The sequence below is a fragment of the Methylobacterium mesophilicum genome, assembly GCF_036441335.1.
Classification (GTDB): domain Bacteria; phylum Pseudomonadota; class Alphaproteobacteria; order Rhizobiales; family Beijerinckiaceae; genus Methylobacterium; species Methylobacterium mesophilicum_B.
On the sequence record NZ_MLBW01000015.1, the window covers coordinates 249,938 to 269,657 of the forward strand.

The window sequence follows — 19,720 nt, forward strand, 5'->3', positions numbered from 1 at the left end:
CGGGGTGCGCGGATCATCCGCGAGACGGCGAAACAGCAGCGGGAGCTCCACCGGGAGTTCGCCGAGGATCAGCGCTTCGGGCATTGCCTGAACGCCGAACGGCAGCGTAGGTACCCGTGATCTGCCAGTTGCACAGGATCGCAGCGGCGTGCTGACTCTCCCGGCCCAAACGGCCGGTCTGATCGGAACCGCGCTTGCGGCCTCGAGCCTACCAAATTCGTGGCGCGGCTACCCGAAACCGCCCGTCTCCGGCCGCTGCGGTTTCTCGCGCCGGCGTTTCGCTGGACCGCCGCTCGCGATGACCTGATCATTCCCACCGACGTCAGCCCCGCCGATCCTGCCACGCGGGCATGTTTTTGCTTCTTCATAGCGCTCGGGGCACACTCCATTCGGGGACCCAGCCCAGCGATGGTAACCCAGATTTGCGTCTCGACGCCGGAATGATAATCAGGCGGCCGGTTGTGGAGGCGGCGCGCAGGCGTATCAAACCCCTTCGCGGCTCGCGGGCACAGGGTGCGGGAACGCCCAGGCAGTCCCTGCGTGAACAGTGTTTGCAAGTGCGATCAGAAGGACAGTGGACTTATGAGCGAAGGCGCGAGCAAATACATCGATATGCAGAAACGCTGGTACGAGGGCGCCGCTTCGGTCTCGAAATACCAGAGCGACCACAAGATTGACAACGTTGTTGGAAGCTACGACGAGCACAACAACTGGCCGGATTACGATAAATACCTGATGGGATTCGTGGATGAGAGCTGGAAAGACAAGCTCGCCCTCGATTTCGCGTGCGGACCCGGGAGAAATATCGTAAAATACAATCATTTGTTCAAGCGGATTGACGGGGCGGACATAGCCCAGGCCAACCTGAACAACGCGAAGGCGAACCTCGAATTTCACGGCATCGAGGTGCCGAACCTGTACCTCACATCGGGCAGCGACGTCGGACCGGCACCCGACAACACGTACGATCTTGTATTCTCAACCATCGCGATGCAGCACATCTGCGTTCATGAAATTCGCTTCGGCATCTTGCGCAATATGTACCGCGTTCTTCGCAAGTTGGGACGGATCTCTATCCAAATGGGATTCGGAGTTTCTCCCGGTAAAGCGCCCTATTTCGAGAACAATTACGACGCCCTATCGACCAATAGCGGATGCGACACGATGGTTGAGAACACAGATTTCATAGAGAGCGATCTGCGGCAGATCGGCTTCTCGAATTTCCGCTACGACATACGACCGATGGGTCCCGGCGACTCTCATCCGCATTGGATTTTCTTCTCTGCCGTCAAGTAATCCGAGCCGAAACTCTAAATTCAGACAGTAGATTTCGCAACTCAACGGGCGAAACGAGCCGCGCCGGGCTTGTCATGTCAACGGAGCGCCTGCGCGGCTCGACCGCCACGATCGGCCCCACGCGATGGATCAAGTTCCAGGGTGCTACCGGGTCGACCTCCGCGCCGCGGCCGGGAGCGCGCGGTCGGCCCCTGCGCGCGGCGCCGGCACGGACAACACCGGCACGGACAACGCCGGCGACCGGTCGCCGTGCCCCCTGTGGGTGCGTTGCGGCGCGGCGCTCGATGTTGATCCCCGCCACGTTGGGTGTGCGAAAGACTTCATTGTTCAGGCGCTCGGTCCGGACCGGCGCGTTGACGCTCGCGACGGGGCCGTGCCTCCGCGGCATACCCGGTGCGTTGCGGACCGTCCGCCTGCCGCCGGCCGGGGTCGCCCCGATCTTGGCGACGGATGCAGGCCCGCGGTCCGAACGAATGGATCCCGGTACGCCGCGCACCTGTGGAGGGCGAGAGCGGCATTCGCTTTGCGGCTGCCAGATCCCGGTCTCAAGATCCTTCATTTTCCGATCCTGATCGCTCTCCACGCCGTCCGCCGCCCTGCGCCAGCAGTGGGGGATCACTGCCGCCACGCCGTGGGCCCAGACCGCCTCGCCCCCCCTCTCTCCGGCCCCACGAGATCAGACCCTCCGCCTGCCGCACTCGGGCCGGAACGCCCGTCTATCGCCGCTGAGCCGGCCAGGTTGATCTAGCGGGCGCCTCGGATGGGCCAAGCTGGCTCTGTCCGCGGATCCGGTTCCGAGCAGGCACTGCACTTGAGTGTCATCCCGGCATCGGGGACGAAACTCGTCGAGGGCCAAGCCCCCAGGTAAATCGGCAACTCGCCAACGTGCCCGCACTCGCAAACCACTCGTATCGCCGTAACCCCTTTGTCGATTGCCTGCTGAAGGGTCATCGGCATTATTTCGCGCCCATCCGAGTCATAGGCGCGACGCGGATTGCGGATCAGAATCGGGACCCGCTTGCCGTGGCCGTAGGTGACCGGAAGAGTCATGCGCAGCGGCTCCTGATGTCGGTGGTCGACTGACGCCAGACCAGCGACATGCTGTTAGCGGCTCACATTCTCCGACACCATCCGGACGGGTCCATCCCGATCTCGGGGACGACCCTCAGCGCTCTTGCTTGCTAGGCCACGCGCCGGTCCGGCTCCGCATTCCTCCGCGAGCAGAAGCGCGCAGCGATCGGGCGCCCATTGAGGCGCGGCCGGCCAGCGGATGGAAACGGCGTTTCCTGCGGACGCACCGCGGTCTCGACCCGATCGACGTCCAGTCTGCGCGCGTTGCCGACAAGTCGGCGGATTGCGGCTCTCGCGGATCTCCTGGCCCCGTCGAGGCGCTACCGCCTTACCGGCCGCCCTTCACCGGCGATGAAGACGCGCACGATGTCGGCGGTGCCTCGCAATTTGACCAGCGCTTCTGAGCCCCTCTCGAGAGGCCACACCTTCACGATGACGCCGTCGATTTTGCCGTCGTCGGAGCAGTAGTCTTGCCCAACTTCAAGGCGTTTTCGCGCCAGGGTCATCCGCAACACCGAGACTGGATTCAGCTCACACCGTTGCGAAGACCAATAAATGTATCTGTTCTCGGCGGCTACGATGACCTGCACGCTCAGGCCGTTTTGTGGACAAGTGCGCCATCAAATTTCTGTGACCCGAGTTTTTAAGATGGGTTGTAGAAATATCCGACGAGCGATCAACTTATGGATGAGTGCAGCATCGAGCTCCTGAACTGTGCGTCGCTCAGCCTGGACGACGGTACCGGGCGCCGCTGGAATTCCATCAGAGCACAGCTGCCGATCGATTGCGCAATCGTGACTTCTCGTGCCAACGGTCGGGACCCTCGGGAGTGCGTGCGTCAAAGATCCGCAGCGGGGCGTCGCCGAAATCCAGATCGCCGCTGAGGCCGTGCCGCGGGTTTCCCCCCGCTCAGCACCCTTGCCCGACGGCCAGTCCGGATCAGCAGACGATCGACAGCATCGGCAATGCTCAACGTGCCGGGACGTAGAGCTTCGCAGCCGACCCGGCATCGGCCGTGTCGGCCGGTCTCTTGGCGTGCGCGACCGGGCGCAATGCCCAGGCCGGCACTCACGCCCCTCCTGACGCGGGCATGAGAACGGGAGCGGCGACGGCAGGAGCCGGGGGCAACGCGACAGCGATTGATCCGCGTTCACCGTGCGTTCCGGAACAGAGGATGCATCCGCATACCGCGCTCAGGTTGTCAGCCCGACTGCCGACGGCGGGCTGCCCGCACTTTCCCGGCCCCGGGTGCCTCATGTCCCAGATGGGTTCACCACACGCAGGCACCGCGAGGAGAGCGGGGCAACGAAACATCAGCCAGTGCGACGCTTCGGAGTCTGCGGTTCACACCCCAGAGATCCAGGTTGGCCCGTTTGACGATGGCGAACGAACAAGGCGCGGCGCGGCCGCGCTCTGTTCATTGACCATCACCGTGCAGGCCTTTTGTCTCCGTGGCGTAAAAGGCGGATCCGTTTCGAAAGATGAGAGCTGAGCTCCCAGAGCCCTCGTCAGACCATTGGTTAGGGCGCAATCTAGCCGGTGCCGCCGCCATGCGATCGGCGAGCGTCGCCCTCATACGGGACGCTATTTCGAGAAAATTCTGATCGATTTGAGCGGGACCCCACATTGACGCGGGTCGCCACCGAAAGCAGTCACCCCGCTTGTGATGTACAAACAAATTTGCCGAAAGACGCCATCACTTAACGCGCCGGTTCGAATCTTATGTGTGGTGAACGCTTCGTCGATCGCAGTTATTTCCGCTCTTGCTCCGTTAGCGAGGGCACCCATCGTCGCAACACCATTCAAATTCCAGACCTGGATCTGTATCTCGACTTCGTCAACATCGCTCGACAGAGTGATCGGGATCAATGCCTGGCCGTCAGTCCACCGAAGCGTCTCGTCTCGATAGATTTCGGGAGAGTACAGCCCCTTGAACGGCAGAGGACATCCTTTGGACCGTATCAGTTCAGCGCCCGACGAAATATTCTCAGAAATTTTCGAAATCATAAGACTATACGCAAACTGATACAGAGACTCATCAAGCAGATTTCTTTCTTTGATGAGTTGAATGATTTTCGAATCATCGATCCAGTTACGAGAGGCGCGCCGCACGTGCGGCACGGCGATTTCCGCGCCTTGGGTCAGTTCCGGGATCAGATGCTCGATCGACGCCTCGAGATGCTCGAAAATTAGCGGCGTTATGGAACGACTGAGCCGCATTTTGGCATGCTCGAGGTGTTCTTCCATAACAGTCGAGGAATTGAAAACTGAAATTGCCTCCCACCGTGCGCCATCATCATCCTGCTTCACGCGCCGCAAAAGGTCGTCAGGCAATCGGAAACCCAACATCCGAGTTTGAAGATTGTTCGTCTCGATCGCGTAGAGGGGTGAACCGAACATATCCGCAAAGGTTACTAATTTGTTCCTAATAAATATGTTCCCGTAGTGATTATTTTCATTCATTACGTGGTTGAGATAGGAAGTTACCCGCGATACCGGGTCCCTGATCACAGTAAAAATCGACCTATCGGCATCCTCGATATCGAGGTAGCAGGCGGGTATATGGCCGGTTATGGCCGAAAAATTTGATATTAATTTATTCATAAAAATAAACTGATGAGGATCGAGTTCGTGAAATTGCGATCCGAGCCTATTGGATAGAAATCTATTCAGAGATGTCCCCGCTGTCTTGGGGATGTGCAGATAAGCGTGCATTTTTACCTTACGGTTTTCCCGTTAAAGCCACATATTGGTCGTAAATAACGACGTATTGAGACTGCGTGATGCTGTTTAGCATAGCATATTGATACGACGAGTCCACACGATCTTGAGCATCTGACAAGGCGTGCATCGCACCAGCGCATTAAGTCTCCAAGGTCAGCGAAGCTGATACCGTCCGGTCCGCAGTCCCGAGCCGGCTTCCAGAAGCTGTTACGGGCCTGGGTGGGGTCTAATGCTCAGATGGGCGGGGATGAGCCCCGCCTAAAAGCCGTATTCATCCGACGTTTCCGATAACGAATGGCTTGATCCTCCCCTGATTTTGCGGAAACCGGAGTTTAGCTCACGGTCCGCTCGGCCTGCTCGGCCTGCTCGGGGGTGAGACAGCCGAGTGCCGAGTGGATGCGTCGTCGATTCTAGTAGCCTTCGATGTGGTCGAACAGATCGCGCCGCGCCTCATCTCGGGTTGCCCATCGCCGCTGATGGACGAGTTCGACCTTGAGTGTGTGGAAGAAGCTCTCCATCGGGGCGTGGTCGTGGCAGCAAGCCGTGTGGTTCATCGACGGCTTCGCCCCCAGACCGGAGAGCTGTCTCCGACAGGCCTCGGCCGCGTACGGGCCGCCGCGATCCGAGTGGCAGATCAGCCCAACGGCCGGTCGCTGCCGCTGGGCGGTCATCATCGGCGCCGCCACGCCCAGCTCGGTGCGCATGCGATCGCGCATCGACCAGCCGACGATCTTGCGCGTGGCCAGATTGGCGACGGCGGCCAGGTCCAGCCAGCCCTCGCCGGTCGGCAGGTCGGTGATGGCGCTGCGCGGACCGTCGGTTCGGCCAGCCAGACCGTGTCGGGCGGCGCGGCCGAGACGGTCTGCCTCACGAGGTTCGGGGCGATCGGGAGGTCGTGACGGCTATCCGTCGTGCAGGCCGGAACCGACGCCCAGCCAGGGCCCGGATGCCGCGCCGGCGCATGAGACGCACCGGCCAAGTCCGCACACGCTGCTCGAGGAAGGCGAAGAACACTCGGGCATCTCCGCGCAGATGCCGATGGCTTTTCTAGCACGTCGCGCTCCATGCGCGTGCGGTCGGGTTCACGCCGCGGCCGGGCGATCTCGGCGGCCTGATCGGATTGGGACGCGACCGGGCCCGGCGGCGAAATGTCCGTCGATCCCGGTGGTCGCGGCCGGGGTGAAGCCCTGTTCAGCGCAGCACGCTACGGCCGCAACTGGAGGGCTGGATCCCGAGCTCGGCCGCGACCTGGATCTGCGGCCGGACGCTGCTCTCCAGCAGGGCGACAGCTTCGCGTCCGAACTCGGGCGTGAACTCTCGTCCCGTCATCTCCATCCGACGTCTTCCGCGCTCAGCATGAGCGCATCAGATTGGTCCGCGAAGGCGAAGGAGGATCACAGTGTGCAGCGCCCGTCACTGCGATCGGTCCCGCCCCGGAGCTGCGGCGATTTGGGCTGATCGCGTCAGCCGGCAAGGCTTGGCTTCGGGATCGACATGGCTGAAGAAGCCCGCAAACAGCCAACCGCAGTGAGCCAGATGTCCGAAGCCTCGCAGAAGGTCCCGATCGAGCACGTGAATTGGGTGCGCCGCGACGGCAGCGAGTTGGTTGTCAGTTTGGTCACGATGGGTCGCTCGCTGGCGTTCAGCTTCTCGCCGGATGCCGCGCGAGCCCTTCTGGATGGCGTTGTCAAAGTGGCGCGTGAGCAGGCGGATGACGCGATACCCGTGCCGCCGGCGAGCCGATTTCCGCCGGACGCGCCGCGTACGGCCGGCCCCCCTGATCCCTCGTGCGGCGTGCTCGGGTCCCTGTCCCGTCGGGGCATCGAAACAGGCAGTTAACCAATCGGCTTCTACGCTGCGCGTTCGAACCCGAAGGACGCGCGCAGCATGGCCAACAAGCACTTCGTTCACGCCTCCACGCACCCGAAGGTGACCGTCGGCCTCGGCAGCTTCGACGTGCTGTGCACGCTGCTGTCGTCCACTGACGCGGAGGCCCACGTGCGCATGCCCACCACAGGCGGCATCCCCGAATTCCTCACCTTCGCGCGCGACGGCAGGGTTCAGCGTGCGCGGGTCGCGCTTCGCAAACAGGGTCCGCTCGGTATCGACCTCTGGCTCGACCTGCAGGGGGAGCAGGACGCGCGGGCCGCCTGAAATCGGCCCCGGAAGAACGCGGCGACCCGCCGCGCGATGCAGCACGCGCCGAGAGGAGCAGGAGGACCTGCTGCGGCCACGTCCACACCGCGAACGTCAGCATGGATGGCCGGCGCCCATTCAGTCCCACCAGCATCGTCGCGCGGGGCATCCTCGTGCCCGGCTCGCGGAACCGCCAGTGGTCGCGCCCGGTGAAGGCTTGCCGATAATGGTCAGGCGCATTGGCCGCAGCGCGCGCGAGGGCCGCGAAGCGTCTCGAGAGACTGTCTCTTCTATGCACCGCCAGTCACGGTCGCGCTCTCCAGTCGTGGCACGGCGATCCTCGTCATCTGGCAACAGGATTGGCAATCCTGGGACGTCCGATAGGCCATCGCATCGGCAGGGGCGACCGCGAAGCTCCGGCGGGAGGTGCGCGCGCCGCGCTCGGCTTCGTCGTCGTTCCGCCCCCTCTGCCCGCGGTCGTCAGTCCGCCGGTGCTCGCGTTCTCGCTCGCGTGAACGATTGCGTCGCGATGACGTTGAACGGAGCGGAGGTGCGAAGCATGCAGAGTAAGTGGATGGCGCTGGCAGAGGTGGCAGCCGACCGGCATCTGACCCTGGCCGAGGCCCAGAAGCTGGTCGACGAGAGCAATTGCCCGAAGGCTTTCAAAATCAACGGCACAATGTATCTGATCTGAGATCAGGCGCCGTCGCTTCTCGGCTACACCGAATCGGCCGCGCGGTCTCTGTTCATCGGACCGTGGCGCCTCCGAGCCGGGACGCGGACTGACAGGCAAGGACGAACGCAGCACGGCGCGCCGGCGATAGGTCGCCAAGCTGCGGCCGGTGGAGGGTCCGGTCTCGAGACGCCGGAACGTGCCGTCGGCGCTCCGGACCCTCGCCGCGACGACCGCGACCTCCACCGCTGGCACAGGGTGCAGGACGGGCCGGATAACGATCAGGCTCAATGGATGATAAGCGATCTCGAGATCGGCACCCGGCGGCCGCACGAGACGATCGCAGTTCTCACCCTCGACAAGCCGATCCGTCCGGAGGCCGCTCGACGACGCTGGCTCGCCCCGGCCGCAGTACCGGTATCGCGCCTGTCATGGATGTCCGGGACGGCGCCCGAAGCGCTGCGCGCCGTCGCGCGGCCAGCATCTCTCAGCCTGAGCCAGTAGGAGGATCGGCGCAGCGCATGGCTCTGCGCGACTGGAGACGATGGTCCACTCTGACGGCCGCTCCCGCGGAACTGGCACGCCGTTTCCGGCACGCCAACCGCCCAAAAAATCGGGTGGCACGGCCGAGGGCTGTGGCCTGATCCGTCCACGAGACGCGGAGCGAGCGGATCCGGCCGCGCGGGGGCTGAAGGTGTCGGCGCACCGCCGAAGCGAGGCCGGCCGCGGGCCGGACTTGGCTCACGCATCCGACTTCGACTAGAGCGGCGTCATCACGTCTGGTCCCGCGATTCTGTCGAAGCCCGCTTGCACGATGGCCAAAAGGTCCGGGTGCGCAACGTGATTGACAAGTTCACGCGGGAGCGCCCGGCGAGCCGCTCATCTCGCAAGCTGAAGGTTGCTGACTTGATCGACGTGCTCTCCGATCTGTTCGTCCTGCGCGGCGTGCCGGGATCGGCTCGTTCGGACCGCGGGCCTGCATCCGTCGCCAAGTCGGTGCGGCCCCGGCCGGCGGCAGGCGGACGGTCCGCATCGCACCGGGTACGCCGCGGAGACACGGCCCCGTCGCGAGCGTCAACGCGCCAGTCCGGACCGGGCGCCTGAACGGTGAAGTCTTTCGCACACCCAACGTGGCGCGGATCAACATCGAGCGCCGGCGCCGCAACGCACCCGCAGGGCGCACGGCGACCGGTCGCCGGTGCCGACGGTGTTCGTGCCGGTGTTGTCCTTGCCGGCGCCGCGCGCAGGAGCCGGGCGCGCTACCGGCCGCGGCGCGGAGGTCGACCCGGCAGCACCCTGGAACTTGATTCATCGCGTGGGGCCGATCATCCGAACACATCAGCGATCGGGAAGCGCGTGAGATATCCTTGAGTTGTGTGATAAGAAGCCTCATGAGCCGACCTTCCGACGACCCGAGCTTACGTAACGTTACTTGGCACGAACTGCAGCCGCGCGAGCGACGGTGGCACGCCCTGGGACAACGCCCGGTGATCGCGTGGCTGACGGGACTGTCTGGCGCCGGCAAATCGAGCATCGCCAGTGCGGTAGACGACGCGCTCATCCAGGCCGGGCGTCACACGATGGTGCTCGACGGGGACAATCTGCGCCACGGATTGAGCAGCGACCTGGGTTTCAGCGACGCTGATCGCGTCGAGAATATCCGGCGTGCCGCCGAGACGGCTCACCTGATGGCTGAGGCCGGCTTGGTCGTCATTGTCTCTCTGATCTCTCCGTTCCGCCAAGAACGCGCGATCGCGCGTCGCATCGCGAGCGACGTGCCTTTCCTTGAGGTTTTTGTCGATACGCCGCTGCAGGTTTGCGAAGCTCGCGATCCGAAGGGGCTGTATCAACGGGCTCGAAGCGGCAAGATCCCGAATTTCACCGGGATCTCTGCGCCCTATGAGCCACCTACAGCGCCCGACGTCATCGTTCGGACCGAAGCTCTCACGGTGCAGGAATCGGCAGAACCTCTGATAAAGGCATTGATAGAATTCTCTATTGCGTCCGATGCCGATAATTCGGGTCGCGTTACCTAGATTTTGGCCCGAGCCAACGGTGTCTGATGCCATGACGTCACAAGGTGGATAGGGCAGCCACTCAGCCTGTCGGCTCTCATCGGAGCGACAGGGGCAGATGCTTCCAGGGCTCGGATCGAGAAAGCCGTTGCAGGGGCTAGCATGTCAGGATTCCAGCCACCGTTTCGCGGTCTGCAGGTCGAGACGACAGAGCTCTTCCGGTTCACGGATGGGCGGTGAGCGGTCATCGAGCCGTCCATGCCCTGGGATCAGCCCGGACCTGAGCTGAAGAAAGACCGGCAGATCACTCGTGGCATTCGGGCCGTTCGCGAGCGCACGGCGAGCTGACCGGTCGAGCTCGGGCGGCCTGAGCATGGCCGGGGCCGGCGACCCGGTCCTGGGCAGGCGGCCAGAAGGCGCTTGTCTTATCGTCGCCACCGCGAATCTAAGAGCCGAAGCCGCCTCCGGCAGGCTGACCAGCGGCAAGCGCAGCGAGGCCGGCGCGGGCCGCCCGCATCGGGGAATACCCCACCGTCCGACTGATCGTCCGGATGCGAACGTCTCACCGCACCAGTGCAGCCATAGCTTCCACCACGGGGAACGAGTCGACACGCTCGACGGCGTATCGCGAAGCGGATGTGGCTCGGAGCGTCCGCTGTCGGCCGGGACAGATAACGGATGGCCGAGATCGGACGATGGTTCACGGCCGGGTCGGAGCCGATATGGTCACCCTACGGGGGACAGGCGCTCGATGCCGAGGCAGATCGCGTCCGATATGGCGTTCCGACGCGTGACGACGACACCGGCGCTGACATCGTCTCCGGCTCCGGCAGAAGAGGCGGCATAGCCCGGCTTGCCTTGAACAAGGCATTTTCATCGGCCCACCTCGCTGCTAAACGCACCTCAGTTTGACGAGGAGGGCAAATTGGCAGAGCCACTCACAATTGTGATCCCGATGGCGGGCAGGGGGAGCCGATTTGCAGTAGCGGGCTACAAAGACCCCAAACCGCTTATCCCTGTCCTCGGGGTGCCGATGATTCGGCTGGTGATCGAAAATCTGCGGCCGTCTCGCCCCCATAGATTTGTCTTCATTTGCCAACGCGACCACGTTAACGACTATCGACTCGCAGAACTACTTCCCGAATGGGCCCCGGGCTGCAGCATCGTCCAGCTGGACGGAATTACTGAAGGGGCGGCGTGCACAGTCTTGGCTGCCGAAGCAGAGATAGATAGTGCTCCGCTCATGATCGCGAACAGCGATCAATACGTCGATGTTGATATGAACGAATATCTTGCCGTTCAAGACCGAGGCTATGATGGTCTGATCATGACCATGACGGCCCACGACCCCAAATGGTCGTTTGTTGGACTCGACGACCGCGGCCTGGTCAGCACAGTCGTAGAAAAGGAGCCGATTTCGAATGAGGCGACTGTAGGGATATACAATTTCAAGAGCGGCTCCGATTTCATAGAAGGAGCGAGGAAAATGATTAATCAGAACAAGCGCGTCAACGGCGAATTCTATGTCGCCCCTGTGTACAACGAACTGATCGCGAGCGGCGCTCGTGTCGCGATCAAAAATATCGGAACCGATACCGACGGCATGTATGGCCTGGGGATACCCAGCGATCTCGAGTATTTCAGTTCTTTGCCGATCGCAACAAAGGCAGCAGGCGCCCTCCGATGAGGATCATCAGCCATCGTGGTCTCTGGAAGACGCCGGACGAGAAGAATAAGCGCGTAGCTTTCGATCGCACGCTCGCGGCCGGTTTCGGAACCGAGACCGACGTTCGTGATCAAAACGGCCGCTTGGTAGTCTCACACGACCCCCCCACGGCGGACGAGATGGCATGGACCGACATCGTGCAGGCCTTCGACGGGTCCGATTTACCGCTGGCCGTCAATGTTAAAGCGGATGGCTTGGCTCCGCTCTTGAAGAATGCCTTCGAGGGACGGGCCATCGACTGGTTCGCTTTCGACATGTCAGGCCCGGAGACCCTGCGGTATCAACGCGCCGGCCTTCCTTACTTCACGCGGCACAGCGACATCGAGCCCGACCCCATTCTATACGCCGATGCTCGAGGCGTCTGGCTCGACGCCTTTCATACCGATTGGTTTGATTGCAACACCATCAAAACGCATCTTAATTTCGGCAAATCCGTCTGCATTGTATCCTCAGAGCTGCATGGACGCGATCCATCGACTCTCTGGCAAATGTTGGCGCCGTTACAGAATTTGCAAGGCCTCATCCTCTGCACCGATAAGCCGGATCAAGCTGTGCGAGATATAAAATCATGATTAAGGCCGTCGTATTCGATATGGATGGCGTCCTCATCGACGCGAAGGAATGGCATTACGATGCGCTGAACAGAGCACTTCGCCTGTTCGGTACCGAGATCAGCAGGGCCGACCATTTAACGACTTTCGACGGCTTGCCCACGAAGCGAAAGTTGGAACTCCTATCCACGATGGAAAACTTCCCTACCTCGCTGCACTCGTTTCTGAACGAGTTGAAGCAGCTCTACACGATGGAGATCGTCAGCGTTCGCTGCAAACCGAATTTCATGCATGAGAGAGCTTTGTCGGCCCTCAAGGGCCGCGGCATGAAATTGGCCGTCGCCTCGAATTCCATACGCTCGACTGTCGAGGCCATGATGGCCCGGTCGAGATTGGATAAATATCTCGACGTGATGCTCTCCAATCAGGACGTTCGGCGGGCCAAACCTGATCCGGAGATCTACACATTAGCGGCGGACCGTCTGGGCGTCTCTCCCAGTGAAATCTTGATCGTCGAAGACAATGAGCACGGTGTCCGTGCTGCCCGCGCCTCGGGCGCGCATGTTCTGATCGTCAAATCTGTCCAAGAAGTCAATATCGAGAATATTGACACGAAGATTGCGGCGATCAATGGAGGTGCCTTGTGAACGTTCTGATTCTGGCTGCGGGCGATGCCCCGTCCGAACCGGGAACTCAAACGTACCCTACTTGGCTTTCGGAGGTCGACGGGACACTGCTTCTCGAGCGCCAAGTCCGGCTCCTGGAGGTCCTCAAGCCAACGAAATTCGCCTTTCTATTCCGTCAGGAGCACGTGGAAACATATTATCTGGATAATATTGTCGAGCAGATCGCGCCCGGATCAGCCGTATTAAGCATTCGTGGGCAGACGGCCGGCGCGGCCTGCACAGCTTTGCTGGCGATGGGAGAGATCGAGATGGATGGCGAACTGATCGTCGCAAGCGCGACCGATCAGATCGATGTCGAGATCAGCGGGGTCATCGATGGCTTCCGGCGTCGGGGCGCGGACGCGGGCGTGTTGACGTTTCCGTCCCTGCATCCGCGGTACTCCTATGTCCGCGTGAATCCCGAAGGCTGGGTCGTCGAGAGTTCCGAGAAAAGGCCCATCAGCCGGTCAGCGAGCGCCGGGCTGTACTGGTTCAGAAGAGCCTCTGAATTCTTCAGCGGCGCGAAGGAAATGATCATCAAGGATGCGCATGTCCAGGGGCGATTTTACATTTGCCCGGTCTTGAACGAGCTCGTTCTCGCACATAAGAGAATCGCCGTCTTCCCACTCACCGCCGAACAATATCATCCGCTAAAGTCTGACAAGATGGTCGATCATTTCGAGCATAGGATCGACGATGGAGTGACGGGATGAAGAGCGCGCACCTGAAGGATATGATCGGCGGATGGTTGGTCGGGAATTTTGAACCCTCGGTCGCGAGGACAGAGGATTTCGAATTCGGCATAAAGCGTTACGAGGCGGGAGATATAGACGCGGCGCATTACCATAAATTGGCGACTGAGATCACTGTCATCATAAGCGGCCAAGCCGTAATGGGCGACAAAGAATGGTCCGAAGGAGATGTCATCGTGGTCGAGCCGGGCGACGTCGTACAATTCCGTGCTCTGAGCGACGTCGTGCTGGCGGTCATCAAAATGCCGTCCGTCCCCAACGACAAGTATCTCGTGTAGATTTTCAGCTGAGAGACCGTCATCTGGCTCCGGGAGCATTCGTTGTTTGAAATACCTCGTGTGAACCTGCTCATTACAGGCCAGATCCGGAACGTTGCCGCCTTCGACGAGCAGATACGGCACGTGCGCAAACATAGGCCCGTTTTTGAGAAGGTCGCCTTCGCTACGTGGACACAAGAGATACTACATAACGCTGAGCCCGTCGCGAATGCCAGCGACGTCTTCACGATGCTCGATGCCGGAAATATTCTTCCCGTTACCCCGCTCATCAATAGAGATATCCTCAGCTTCATCGCGCAATTCAGGCAGCTCGCCTGTGGTTTCTCGCACTTCAACGACAACCGCCCGATCTTGCGGGTGCGGGCTGATGATGCCGACATCTGCGGAGTTGATTTAACGGAATTGATAGCGGCGGTCTCTGCAGATTGGTCACGCCGCCGTGCCGTTACGACCGTCGTCAAAGGCGCCGCCAGAAATATCCCATGCTTCTTGGACGACAGACTTTTCATACTCTCGCCCGACCTGATCAGCAAATTGCAAAGGCTCTCGCTCGCGTCGTTTCTGGATATGCCGCAGAATAATATATTTCCCGAATTCTTAATCTATTCCCAGCTATTCCTCGGCATCTCTCCCGATCTAGATACTATATTGAGAGGCGATATTCTCAGCCTCCAGAATGAGATACATGGTCCGCCGAGCTATCGGAGGAAGCTTCCGCGCGAGGTCCTCGTCAGAGGGCTCGAGGACTACGGTCGGATTCTCAAGTATAGGGTTGCGTTCTTTGCAGACGTCCTGACGCCAAGTCTCCAAAAACTGTCGGGCTTTCACAGCTACATAACGGCAGTTGAGCGTGACATGGGTCCTTCCACAATGACGGGACTGCAGTCTGCCGTTGAAGAAATGATACAGGCGGTCAGGAAGCCAGCGAATATTCCGGTTCCCGCACAGCTCGGCACGCATGCCCGGACCGTCGAGAATCAGAGGACCTATCTGAAACATTTGTTCGCGCGGAGAGACTACGCGGGTGTCCAGCGCGCCCGGGCCCTCATGCACAGCGATGTGATCACGGATCCCTCCAGTCGTGAGCAGATCGGCATCTCACTGTTCTATCTGGGTGAGAAACCTGAGGCTTACGATCTTCTCCGCTCGCTCTTCGACGAAGGGTCAAGGTCGTTCCATTCGTTGTTTTACATCTCGGCTCTCGCAGTCGAACGGCGAGATCAAGATCTTGTATATAAAGCGCTCCTCGAAATTCTAAAGTTTCACTCAGGACGCCGCGACGCGATGGATCATGTCTTGAACTGCGCCTTCAGTCTCGACAGCATCGATGAGCGTCGCACGTTAGCGGACCGTATCTTGCAGCATTGGAGCACAGAAGTCGCGATCGTGAACAAGGCCGCAGCCCTCATCGGTGACAGGGCCGTTTGATGGATCTGGTCCTCAAATCACAGGGTGCAAGCACAGGGGTGAATGCGCGGGTTCAACGGAACGCCGAGGCTGGATGAGGGACGCTTCTCTGGCGCCTCATATGGTCGGTCAGACCGCGCTCATGACGCGTTGGCGGCGCTACTCGGGGCCTGCGCATCCGTCCATGACGCGCGCCATGCCGCGCGCGATCGCCACCATGCGGCTGGTCTCGCCCCCTGCTGAGCGCTCGACTCCGCGCACGTGATCGCGCTCTCGACCTCGACAGCAACGCGTTGCAGGCCGGAGGCGCACTGCCTCAGCGCGCGAGACTGGGCCGGGGCTAGCCGATCCGCGGCAGGTGCTCCGCCCCCAGTGAAATTGCTCGCCCAGAGGTATGGCTTTCTGGCCGGTTTGATGGGTTAGAATCACTATGCGAAGAACCGGTGTCCGCGGACGACGGCATCACCGAACCGGATCAATGCCCCCCGAGGCCTTTCGCTGATTTTGTGGATAGCCGAGAAATTCGCTATTCCTACCGATCGGTCCACGACCCTTATCGAGTTTAAGCTGGTATGTATTGTAGTCGGAATCATTGTCTTCGATCAAATTTAGCCCTTTCCTGTCGACACGGCCTGCGCTCAGCTGACTGCTTCCGCCAATGATGTCACAGTATGAGGACGAACTTACGGCGATATCGCTGCTGAATTTTTTGCCACGAATATTACCATCACCAATAAAACCTGAAATCGAAACATACCTGCTGTTACTTATAACGATTCCACCGCCGCCGTTGTAGACTGTCTGTAAGCCGGATATGAGCAACCCGTTTGCCTGATCAATCAACACCCCGGGACCATCGGCGGTATTGGCTGCCCAGAGCATACTCATCCGCATCCGCGAGATCGGCCCCCCCGCACCGCCGGCGAAGACGAACCCGCTCTCGATGCAGCTATCCATCTCCGCATCATTGATATGCGGATAGACGAACTGGGTCTTCGGGAATGGTACGTCGGTCGGATCTTCGCCGTCGCCGTATTCGCCGGAGCGGCCGCACATCATTCCCACGCGGGCAGACAGGCCAACAGCACAGGTATGCGACGTACCGTGCGCACAGATCATTCGATAGACCACTTCCTGTGCCGATAAACTGTTGTGGTCACCATGCACAGAATTATTATCGTATTCCGGATTGATTCCACATTGGAACAGGCCGTATTTGTTCGTCATCGGATTACCGGCCTGGGCGATCGGAGACGTCAGCCACTCGGCTTTATTCCCCACCGCAAATGCGATGTTCCACATCCGGTTGCAGCCGCGGAAATCGACCCGACGGACAGCGACGCTGTTCGAGTAACGGGTTGAGATCCCGTGCGCGCGATTGAAATTCGAATTTTGATTGGCGCCCCAAGCTCCGTGGATCGTCATGTCCTCGATCGAGTGCCGTGCCAAGCCAGCAGCGCCGCCCGCGACCTGCGCAGCAGTCAGGTCCCCCGCGAAGACCGGGAAATTGTTAGTTTGGATGACTTCCAGGGCTCCCGCGCCCGGCCCGGCCTGCTTGACGTTGTGCAAGCCGAGGATGTTGAGCGCGTTCTCGAGCCGGATTCTGCCGGCTGGCCACCGAATCCGCCGCCCGGTCGGGTACACCGGCGACGCGGTGGCTCGGAGATGGTCGAAGAAGGCGTTGATGTAGTGATCAAGCGGCGTGGAGATGTCGCCGGCGCCAACAGCGGATTGCAGATCGCGCGGAATAACGTCCAGAAGCGAGCCGTACTCATCCGCGCGGTCCGAGGCAGGCCGCGCGTAGATGGTTGCATTCGGTGCAGTGGCCGGAGAGGCCGCGGGAAACCCCCTCTCTGATGCGGCTCCACCTCCGTCCAGTTTCGCCAACAGCGCGCCGCCGATGGCCCCGGCGCCAGCGGTGGCGATCGACGAAGCGACTTGGCGGCGTGTTGGCTTCAGACTCATGAGCACGGACATAGCAGCCTGACAGAGTTGGCGAAGCGGATAATCCGCAGCGTGCGATCGCAACCCGGAAGGGACGCCAAGAAGCATGCGACGCACGGCGAATGCATCCGCTCGATCCGGCGCATCGAGAGTGTTGCCGCAGGACAGGCCCTTCGCTCGGAACACGGAGCGCTGACGGAAGCGATGCAGGCAACCGGCCCGCCACGGACGCACCCGACGTGGTGGCTTCCGAGAGCGGTCTCAGAGCCAGGCATCGCCAGGGAGGATCTCGAGGTCGCTCGATCATACCGCAACGTGGCGCATGGACAGCGCCCCACCGGTGGCCGTCGGAGCTGTAGAAATCCGAGCGACGAGTCTGGCGAGGAGAGTTCCGCGGTTGCCGCGCGCTGCGTGGCATCGCCGGGTAGGCCTGACGGCGCCTTCCTCACGCGCGCTGCCCTCGGCGCCTGAGACGAGCCGGAATTTCCGGCCGCCGCCGGATTATCGCGGCTCGGCACACGTCAATATCCCGACATGCCAAGCTTGGGAGAGTTCTCAGCGTCGCCGGCCACGTCCCCTTCCGCGCCTCTTCGCGGACGAGGAGAGGGAAGGGCCACGCGCGGGCCACCGTCTGCCGCCACACGGCGACCGCGCCGCGAAGACGTGCGACGGAAGCCGGCGCGAAGCGCAGAATGACGCGATGTTGAGACCAATATAATCTACGCTCAGCCACAGATTTTTTCGCTTGCATCGCGCGTTTTTTCTGTCAGAAACGCGAAGCTAGTCTCATAAATTGGGGTTTATCAATGCGTATACTTGCGATCGGCGCCGTCCTCGCCGTCGTCATGCCTTTCGCCGCGCAGGCCCAGGAGGCCGGCGACGCTGCCGCCGGCGAGAAGGCGTTCGCCCCCTGCAAGGCGTGCCACAATTTCCAGAAGAACGGCGTGGGTCCCGACCTGAAAGGCGTCGTCGGCCGCAAGGCGGGCACCTACGAGGGCTATAATTACTCCGCCGCCCTGAAGAACTCCGGCATCACCTGGGACGAGGCCAACCTGCACGAGTGGCTGAAGAACCCGAAGACGAAGGTGCCCGGCAACAAGATGATCTTCCAGGGCATCGCGGACGACAAGAAGATCAACGACGTGATCGCATACCTCAAGACCCAGTCCTGAGTCTGACAGGTCCCGGGCCGAGGACGCGCGCGGCCCGTCGTCGCGCGTCCGCCGCGATTAACCCTGCCCGGCCCGGCCGGTCGGGGTTTTCTGTGCTGGCTTCAGGGATCTGCGCAAAAACAGTCTTGGTTTCTCTTCGCGAGATCTTCACATCGCGCAGGACGATGCTATTTTACGCCCAGTCGCTCGGCGTAACGCACCGGGCGTCCTCAACCTTCAGCCCCGCCGGCACCCGCCGCGCGGGGCTCTTTCGTGGCTCAGCGGCCGCTGCCTGAGGACAGGCTCGACCCGACGCTGCCGGAGAGCTGGCTCGGGGTGCCGAGCACGGTGCCGTTCGGATTGGTGTCCAGGTTAGGATCCTGCGTCGCGAGGCCACCGGGCGAGGGGTTCGTCGACTGGGCCGGCTCGAAGGCCTGACGGCCGCCGGCCAGCGGAACGATCACCCGCTCCGGCCGGATGGTGGTCTCGCAAATCCCCTGGCAGATCGGGACCGTGAGGTCGGTCTCCTGGCAGATCGCCCTCATCTCGCCCCGGACGCACGTGCAGCGGCACAGCGCCGAGGCGGGGGCGGGCAGCGCCAGCACGGCGGCAACGAGCATGAACAGGCGCATGGTGATCGACCTCAGTGCCCGCGACAGGGCGATCGGGGCTCAGCGGGGCTCATAGCACGGCGCGCCCCGGAAAGGCGCGTCGCTCAGCCGGCCGTGACGCGGCGGTAGCTCGCCGCGAGGGCCTCGGCGGCCTCGCGTGTCAGGTCCGTCACCACCAGCCCGGCGGTGTAGACGGTCCACCGTCCGTTCTGGTCTTCCGTGATGCAGATTTCGGCCATCGCGTGCCTCCACTCCACGCCACAACAAAGCCGAGCGAACCTGACGAGTTCCTGAACCGCGCCGGGCGATCACGAGGCCGGTCCATCGTCCTCCCGGAGGATGCGGACGGGCCGGAAGGCGCGCGCGGACACCGCGGCCTCGACCCAGGCGCGGGCCGCCGCGGCCGCGGGGTGATCGGTGAAGGCGGCGGGGCGCGGCGGCCATTCCGAACCGGACTGGACGACGTAGCCGCGCGTGCCCGCGGCGCAGGGGCCGACATAGCCGAAGACCTTGCCGGTCCCGTCGACGAGGTCGGTGCAGTGGACCGGCCCCTCGGTCCAGCGGAGATCAGGCATCCTCACCTTCCCGTGTCACGCCCCGTGCTCACCCCATCGGCGGTCCGGGGCCGCGCACCGCGCGGGCCGGGGCGAGTCGACGCCGGCGCGGACCGCCCCTATACGCGCCCGGCGGCCGGATCGTCATCGGCGCCCTCCGAGCCCG

The 19,720-nt window shown here is 61.8% G+C and carries 17 protein-coding genes and 1 pseudogene; 11 read left to right on the forward strand and 7 right to left on the reverse strand.

Annotated elements, in window-relative coordinates; genetic code table 11:
- Nucleotides 1–582 precede the first annotated feature (582 nt).
- The gene (locus tag MMR14E_RS10775) at nucleotides 583–1,296 is read left to right on the forward strand and encodes a class I SAM-dependent methyltransferase (protein ID WP_331314139.1); all 714 of its coding nucleotides are present in this window, start codon (nucleotides 583–585) and stop codon (nucleotides 1,294–1,296) included.
- A 1,391-nt stretch (nucleotides 1,297–2,687) separates the two neighbouring features.
- Here MMR14E_RS10775 and MMR14E_RS10780 read toward each other — a convergent pair.
- From MMR14E_RS10780 to MMR14E_RS10790, 3 genes and pseudogenes are all read right to left on the reverse strand, one after another.
- Complete coding sequence (locus tag MMR14E_RS10780; RefSeq protein WP_331314141.1) at nucleotides 2,688–2,873, reverse strand: hypothetical protein; 186 nt, start codon at nucleotides 2,871–2,873, stop codon at nucleotides 2,688–2,690.
- A 1,078-nt stretch (nucleotides 2,874–3,951) separates the two neighbouring features.
- Nucleotides 3,952–5,082 (reverse strand): hypothetical protein, encoded by a 1,131-nt coding sequence (locus MMR14E_RS10785; RefSeq protein ID WP_331314143.1) that lies wholly within the window; start codon nucleotides 5,080–5,082, stop codon nucleotides 3,952–3,954.
- 341 nt (nucleotides 5,083–5,423) lie between these two features.
- A pseudogene (locus MMR14E_RS10790) lies at nucleotides 5,424–6,426 on the reverse strand (IS3 family transposase).
- A 159-nt stretch (nucleotides 6,427–6,585) separates the two neighbouring features.
- Here MMR14E_RS10790 and MMR14E_RS10795 point away from each other — a divergent pair.
- From MMR14E_RS10795 to MMR14E_RS10835, 9 genes are all read left to right on the forward strand, one after another.
- Nucleotides 6,586–6,930, forward strand: a complete 345-nt coding sequence (locus MMR14E_RS10795) for a hypothetical protein (protein ID WP_331314145.1) — start codon at nucleotides 6,586–6,588, stop codon at nucleotides 6,928–6,930.
- 48 nt (nucleotides 6,931–6,978) lie between these two features.
- A complete protein-coding gene (locus tag MMR14E_RS10800; RefSeq protein ID WP_331314147.1) occupies nucleotides 6,979–7,245 on the forward strand; it encodes a hypothetical protein in 267 nt (88 codons plus the stop codon).
- A 2,046-nt stretch (nucleotides 7,246–9,291) separates the two neighbouring features.
- On the forward strand, nucleotides 9,292–9,936 hold the full coding sequence (cysC, locus tag MMR14E_RS10805) for an adenylyl-sulfate kinase (RefSeq protein ID WP_331314149.1): 645 nt from the start codon (nucleotides 9,292–9,294) through the stop codon (nucleotides 9,934–9,936).
- Nucleotides 9,937–10,840: 904 nt separating this feature from the next.
- Nucleotides 10,841–11,602, forward strand: a complete 762-nt coding sequence (locus MMR14E_RS10810) for a glycosyltransferase family 2 protein (protein WP_331314150.1) — start codon at nucleotides 10,841–10,843, stop codon at nucleotides 11,600–11,602.
- The gene (locus tag MMR14E_RS10815) at nucleotides 11,599–12,213 is read left to right on the forward strand and encodes a hypothetical protein (protein WP_331314151.1); all 615 of its coding nucleotides are present in this window, start codon (nucleotides 11,599–11,601) and stop codon (nucleotides 12,211–12,213) included. The genes MMR14E_RS10810 and MMR14E_RS10815 overlap by 4 nt, the downstream gene beginning before the upstream one ends.
- Complete coding sequence (locus MMR14E_RS10820) at nucleotides 12,210–12,839, forward strand: HAD family phosphatase (RefSeq protein WP_331314152.1); 630 nt, start codon at nucleotides 12,210–12,212, stop codon at nucleotides 12,837–12,839. The genes MMR14E_RS10815 and MMR14E_RS10820 overlap by 4 nt, the downstream gene beginning before the upstream one ends.
- Entirely contained in the window at nucleotides 12,836–13,570 is a 735-nt protein-coding gene (locus tag MMR14E_RS10825) for a glycosyltransferase family 2 protein (RefSeq protein ID WP_331314153.1), read from the forward strand. Before MMR14E_RS10820 ends, MMR14E_RS10825 begins: the two co-directional genes overlap by 4 nt.
- The gene (locus tag MMR14E_RS10830; protein WP_331314156.1) at nucleotides 13,567–13,887 is read left to right on the forward strand and encodes a hypothetical protein; all 321 of its coding nucleotides are present in this window, start codon (nucleotides 13,567–13,569) and stop codon (nucleotides 13,885–13,887) included. The genes MMR14E_RS10825 and MMR14E_RS10830 overlap by 4 nt, the downstream gene beginning before the upstream one ends.
- A gap of 60 nt (nucleotides 13,888–13,947) precedes the next feature.
- Nucleotides 13,948–15,315 carry a hypothetical protein gene (locus MMR14E_RS10835; protein ID WP_331314158.1) on the forward strand — a complete coding sequence of 456 codons (1,368 nt, stop codon included), beginning with the start codon at nucleotides 13,948–13,950 and terminating at the stop codon, nucleotides 15,313–15,315.
- A 441-nt stretch (nucleotides 15,316–15,756) separates the two neighbouring features.
- Here the strand turns inward: MMR14E_RS10835 and MMR14E_RS10840 are convergent, their stop codons facing one another.
- Entirely contained in the window at nucleotides 15,757–17,265 is a 1,509-nt protein-coding gene (locus MMR14E_RS10840) for a hypothetical protein (protein ID WP_331314160.1), read from the reverse strand.
- 779 nt (nucleotides 17,266–18,044) lie between these two features.
- On the opposite strand from MMR14E_RS10840, the gene MMR14E_RS10845 reads away from it, so the two are divergent.
- Entirely contained in the window at nucleotides 18,045–18,410 is a 366-nt protein-coding gene (locus tag MMR14E_RS10845; protein ID WP_331314162.1) for a cytochrome c family protein, read from the forward strand.
- A gap of 257 nt (nucleotides 18,411–18,667) precedes the next feature.
- On the opposite strand, the gene MMR14E_RS10850 is transcribed toward MMR14E_RS10845, so the two are convergent.
- The 3 genes from MMR14E_RS10850 to MMR14E_RS10860 all read right to left on the reverse strand — a co-directional run bounded on the left by MMR14E_RS10850 (nucleotide 18,668) and on the right by MMR14E_RS10860 (nucleotide 19,575).
- Nucleotides 18,668–19,021: a hypothetical protein gene (locus MMR14E_RS10850; RefSeq protein WP_331314164.1), complete on the reverse strand. Its 354-nt coding sequence runs from the start codon at nucleotides 19,019–19,021 to the stop codon at nucleotides 18,668–18,670.
- 83 nt (nucleotides 19,022–19,104) lie between these two features.
- Complete coding sequence (locus tag MMR14E_RS10855) at nucleotides 19,105–19,239, reverse strand: hypothetical protein (protein WP_331314166.1); 135 nt, start codon at nucleotides 19,237–19,239, stop codon at nucleotides 19,105–19,107.
- A gap of 69 nt (nucleotides 19,240–19,308) precedes the next feature.
- Nucleotides 19,309–19,575, reverse strand: a complete 267-nt coding sequence (locus MMR14E_RS10860; RefSeq protein WP_331314168.1) for a hypothetical protein — start codon at nucleotides 19,573–19,575, stop codon at nucleotides 19,309–19,311.
- Nucleotides 19,576–19,720: the final 145 nt, after the last annotated feature.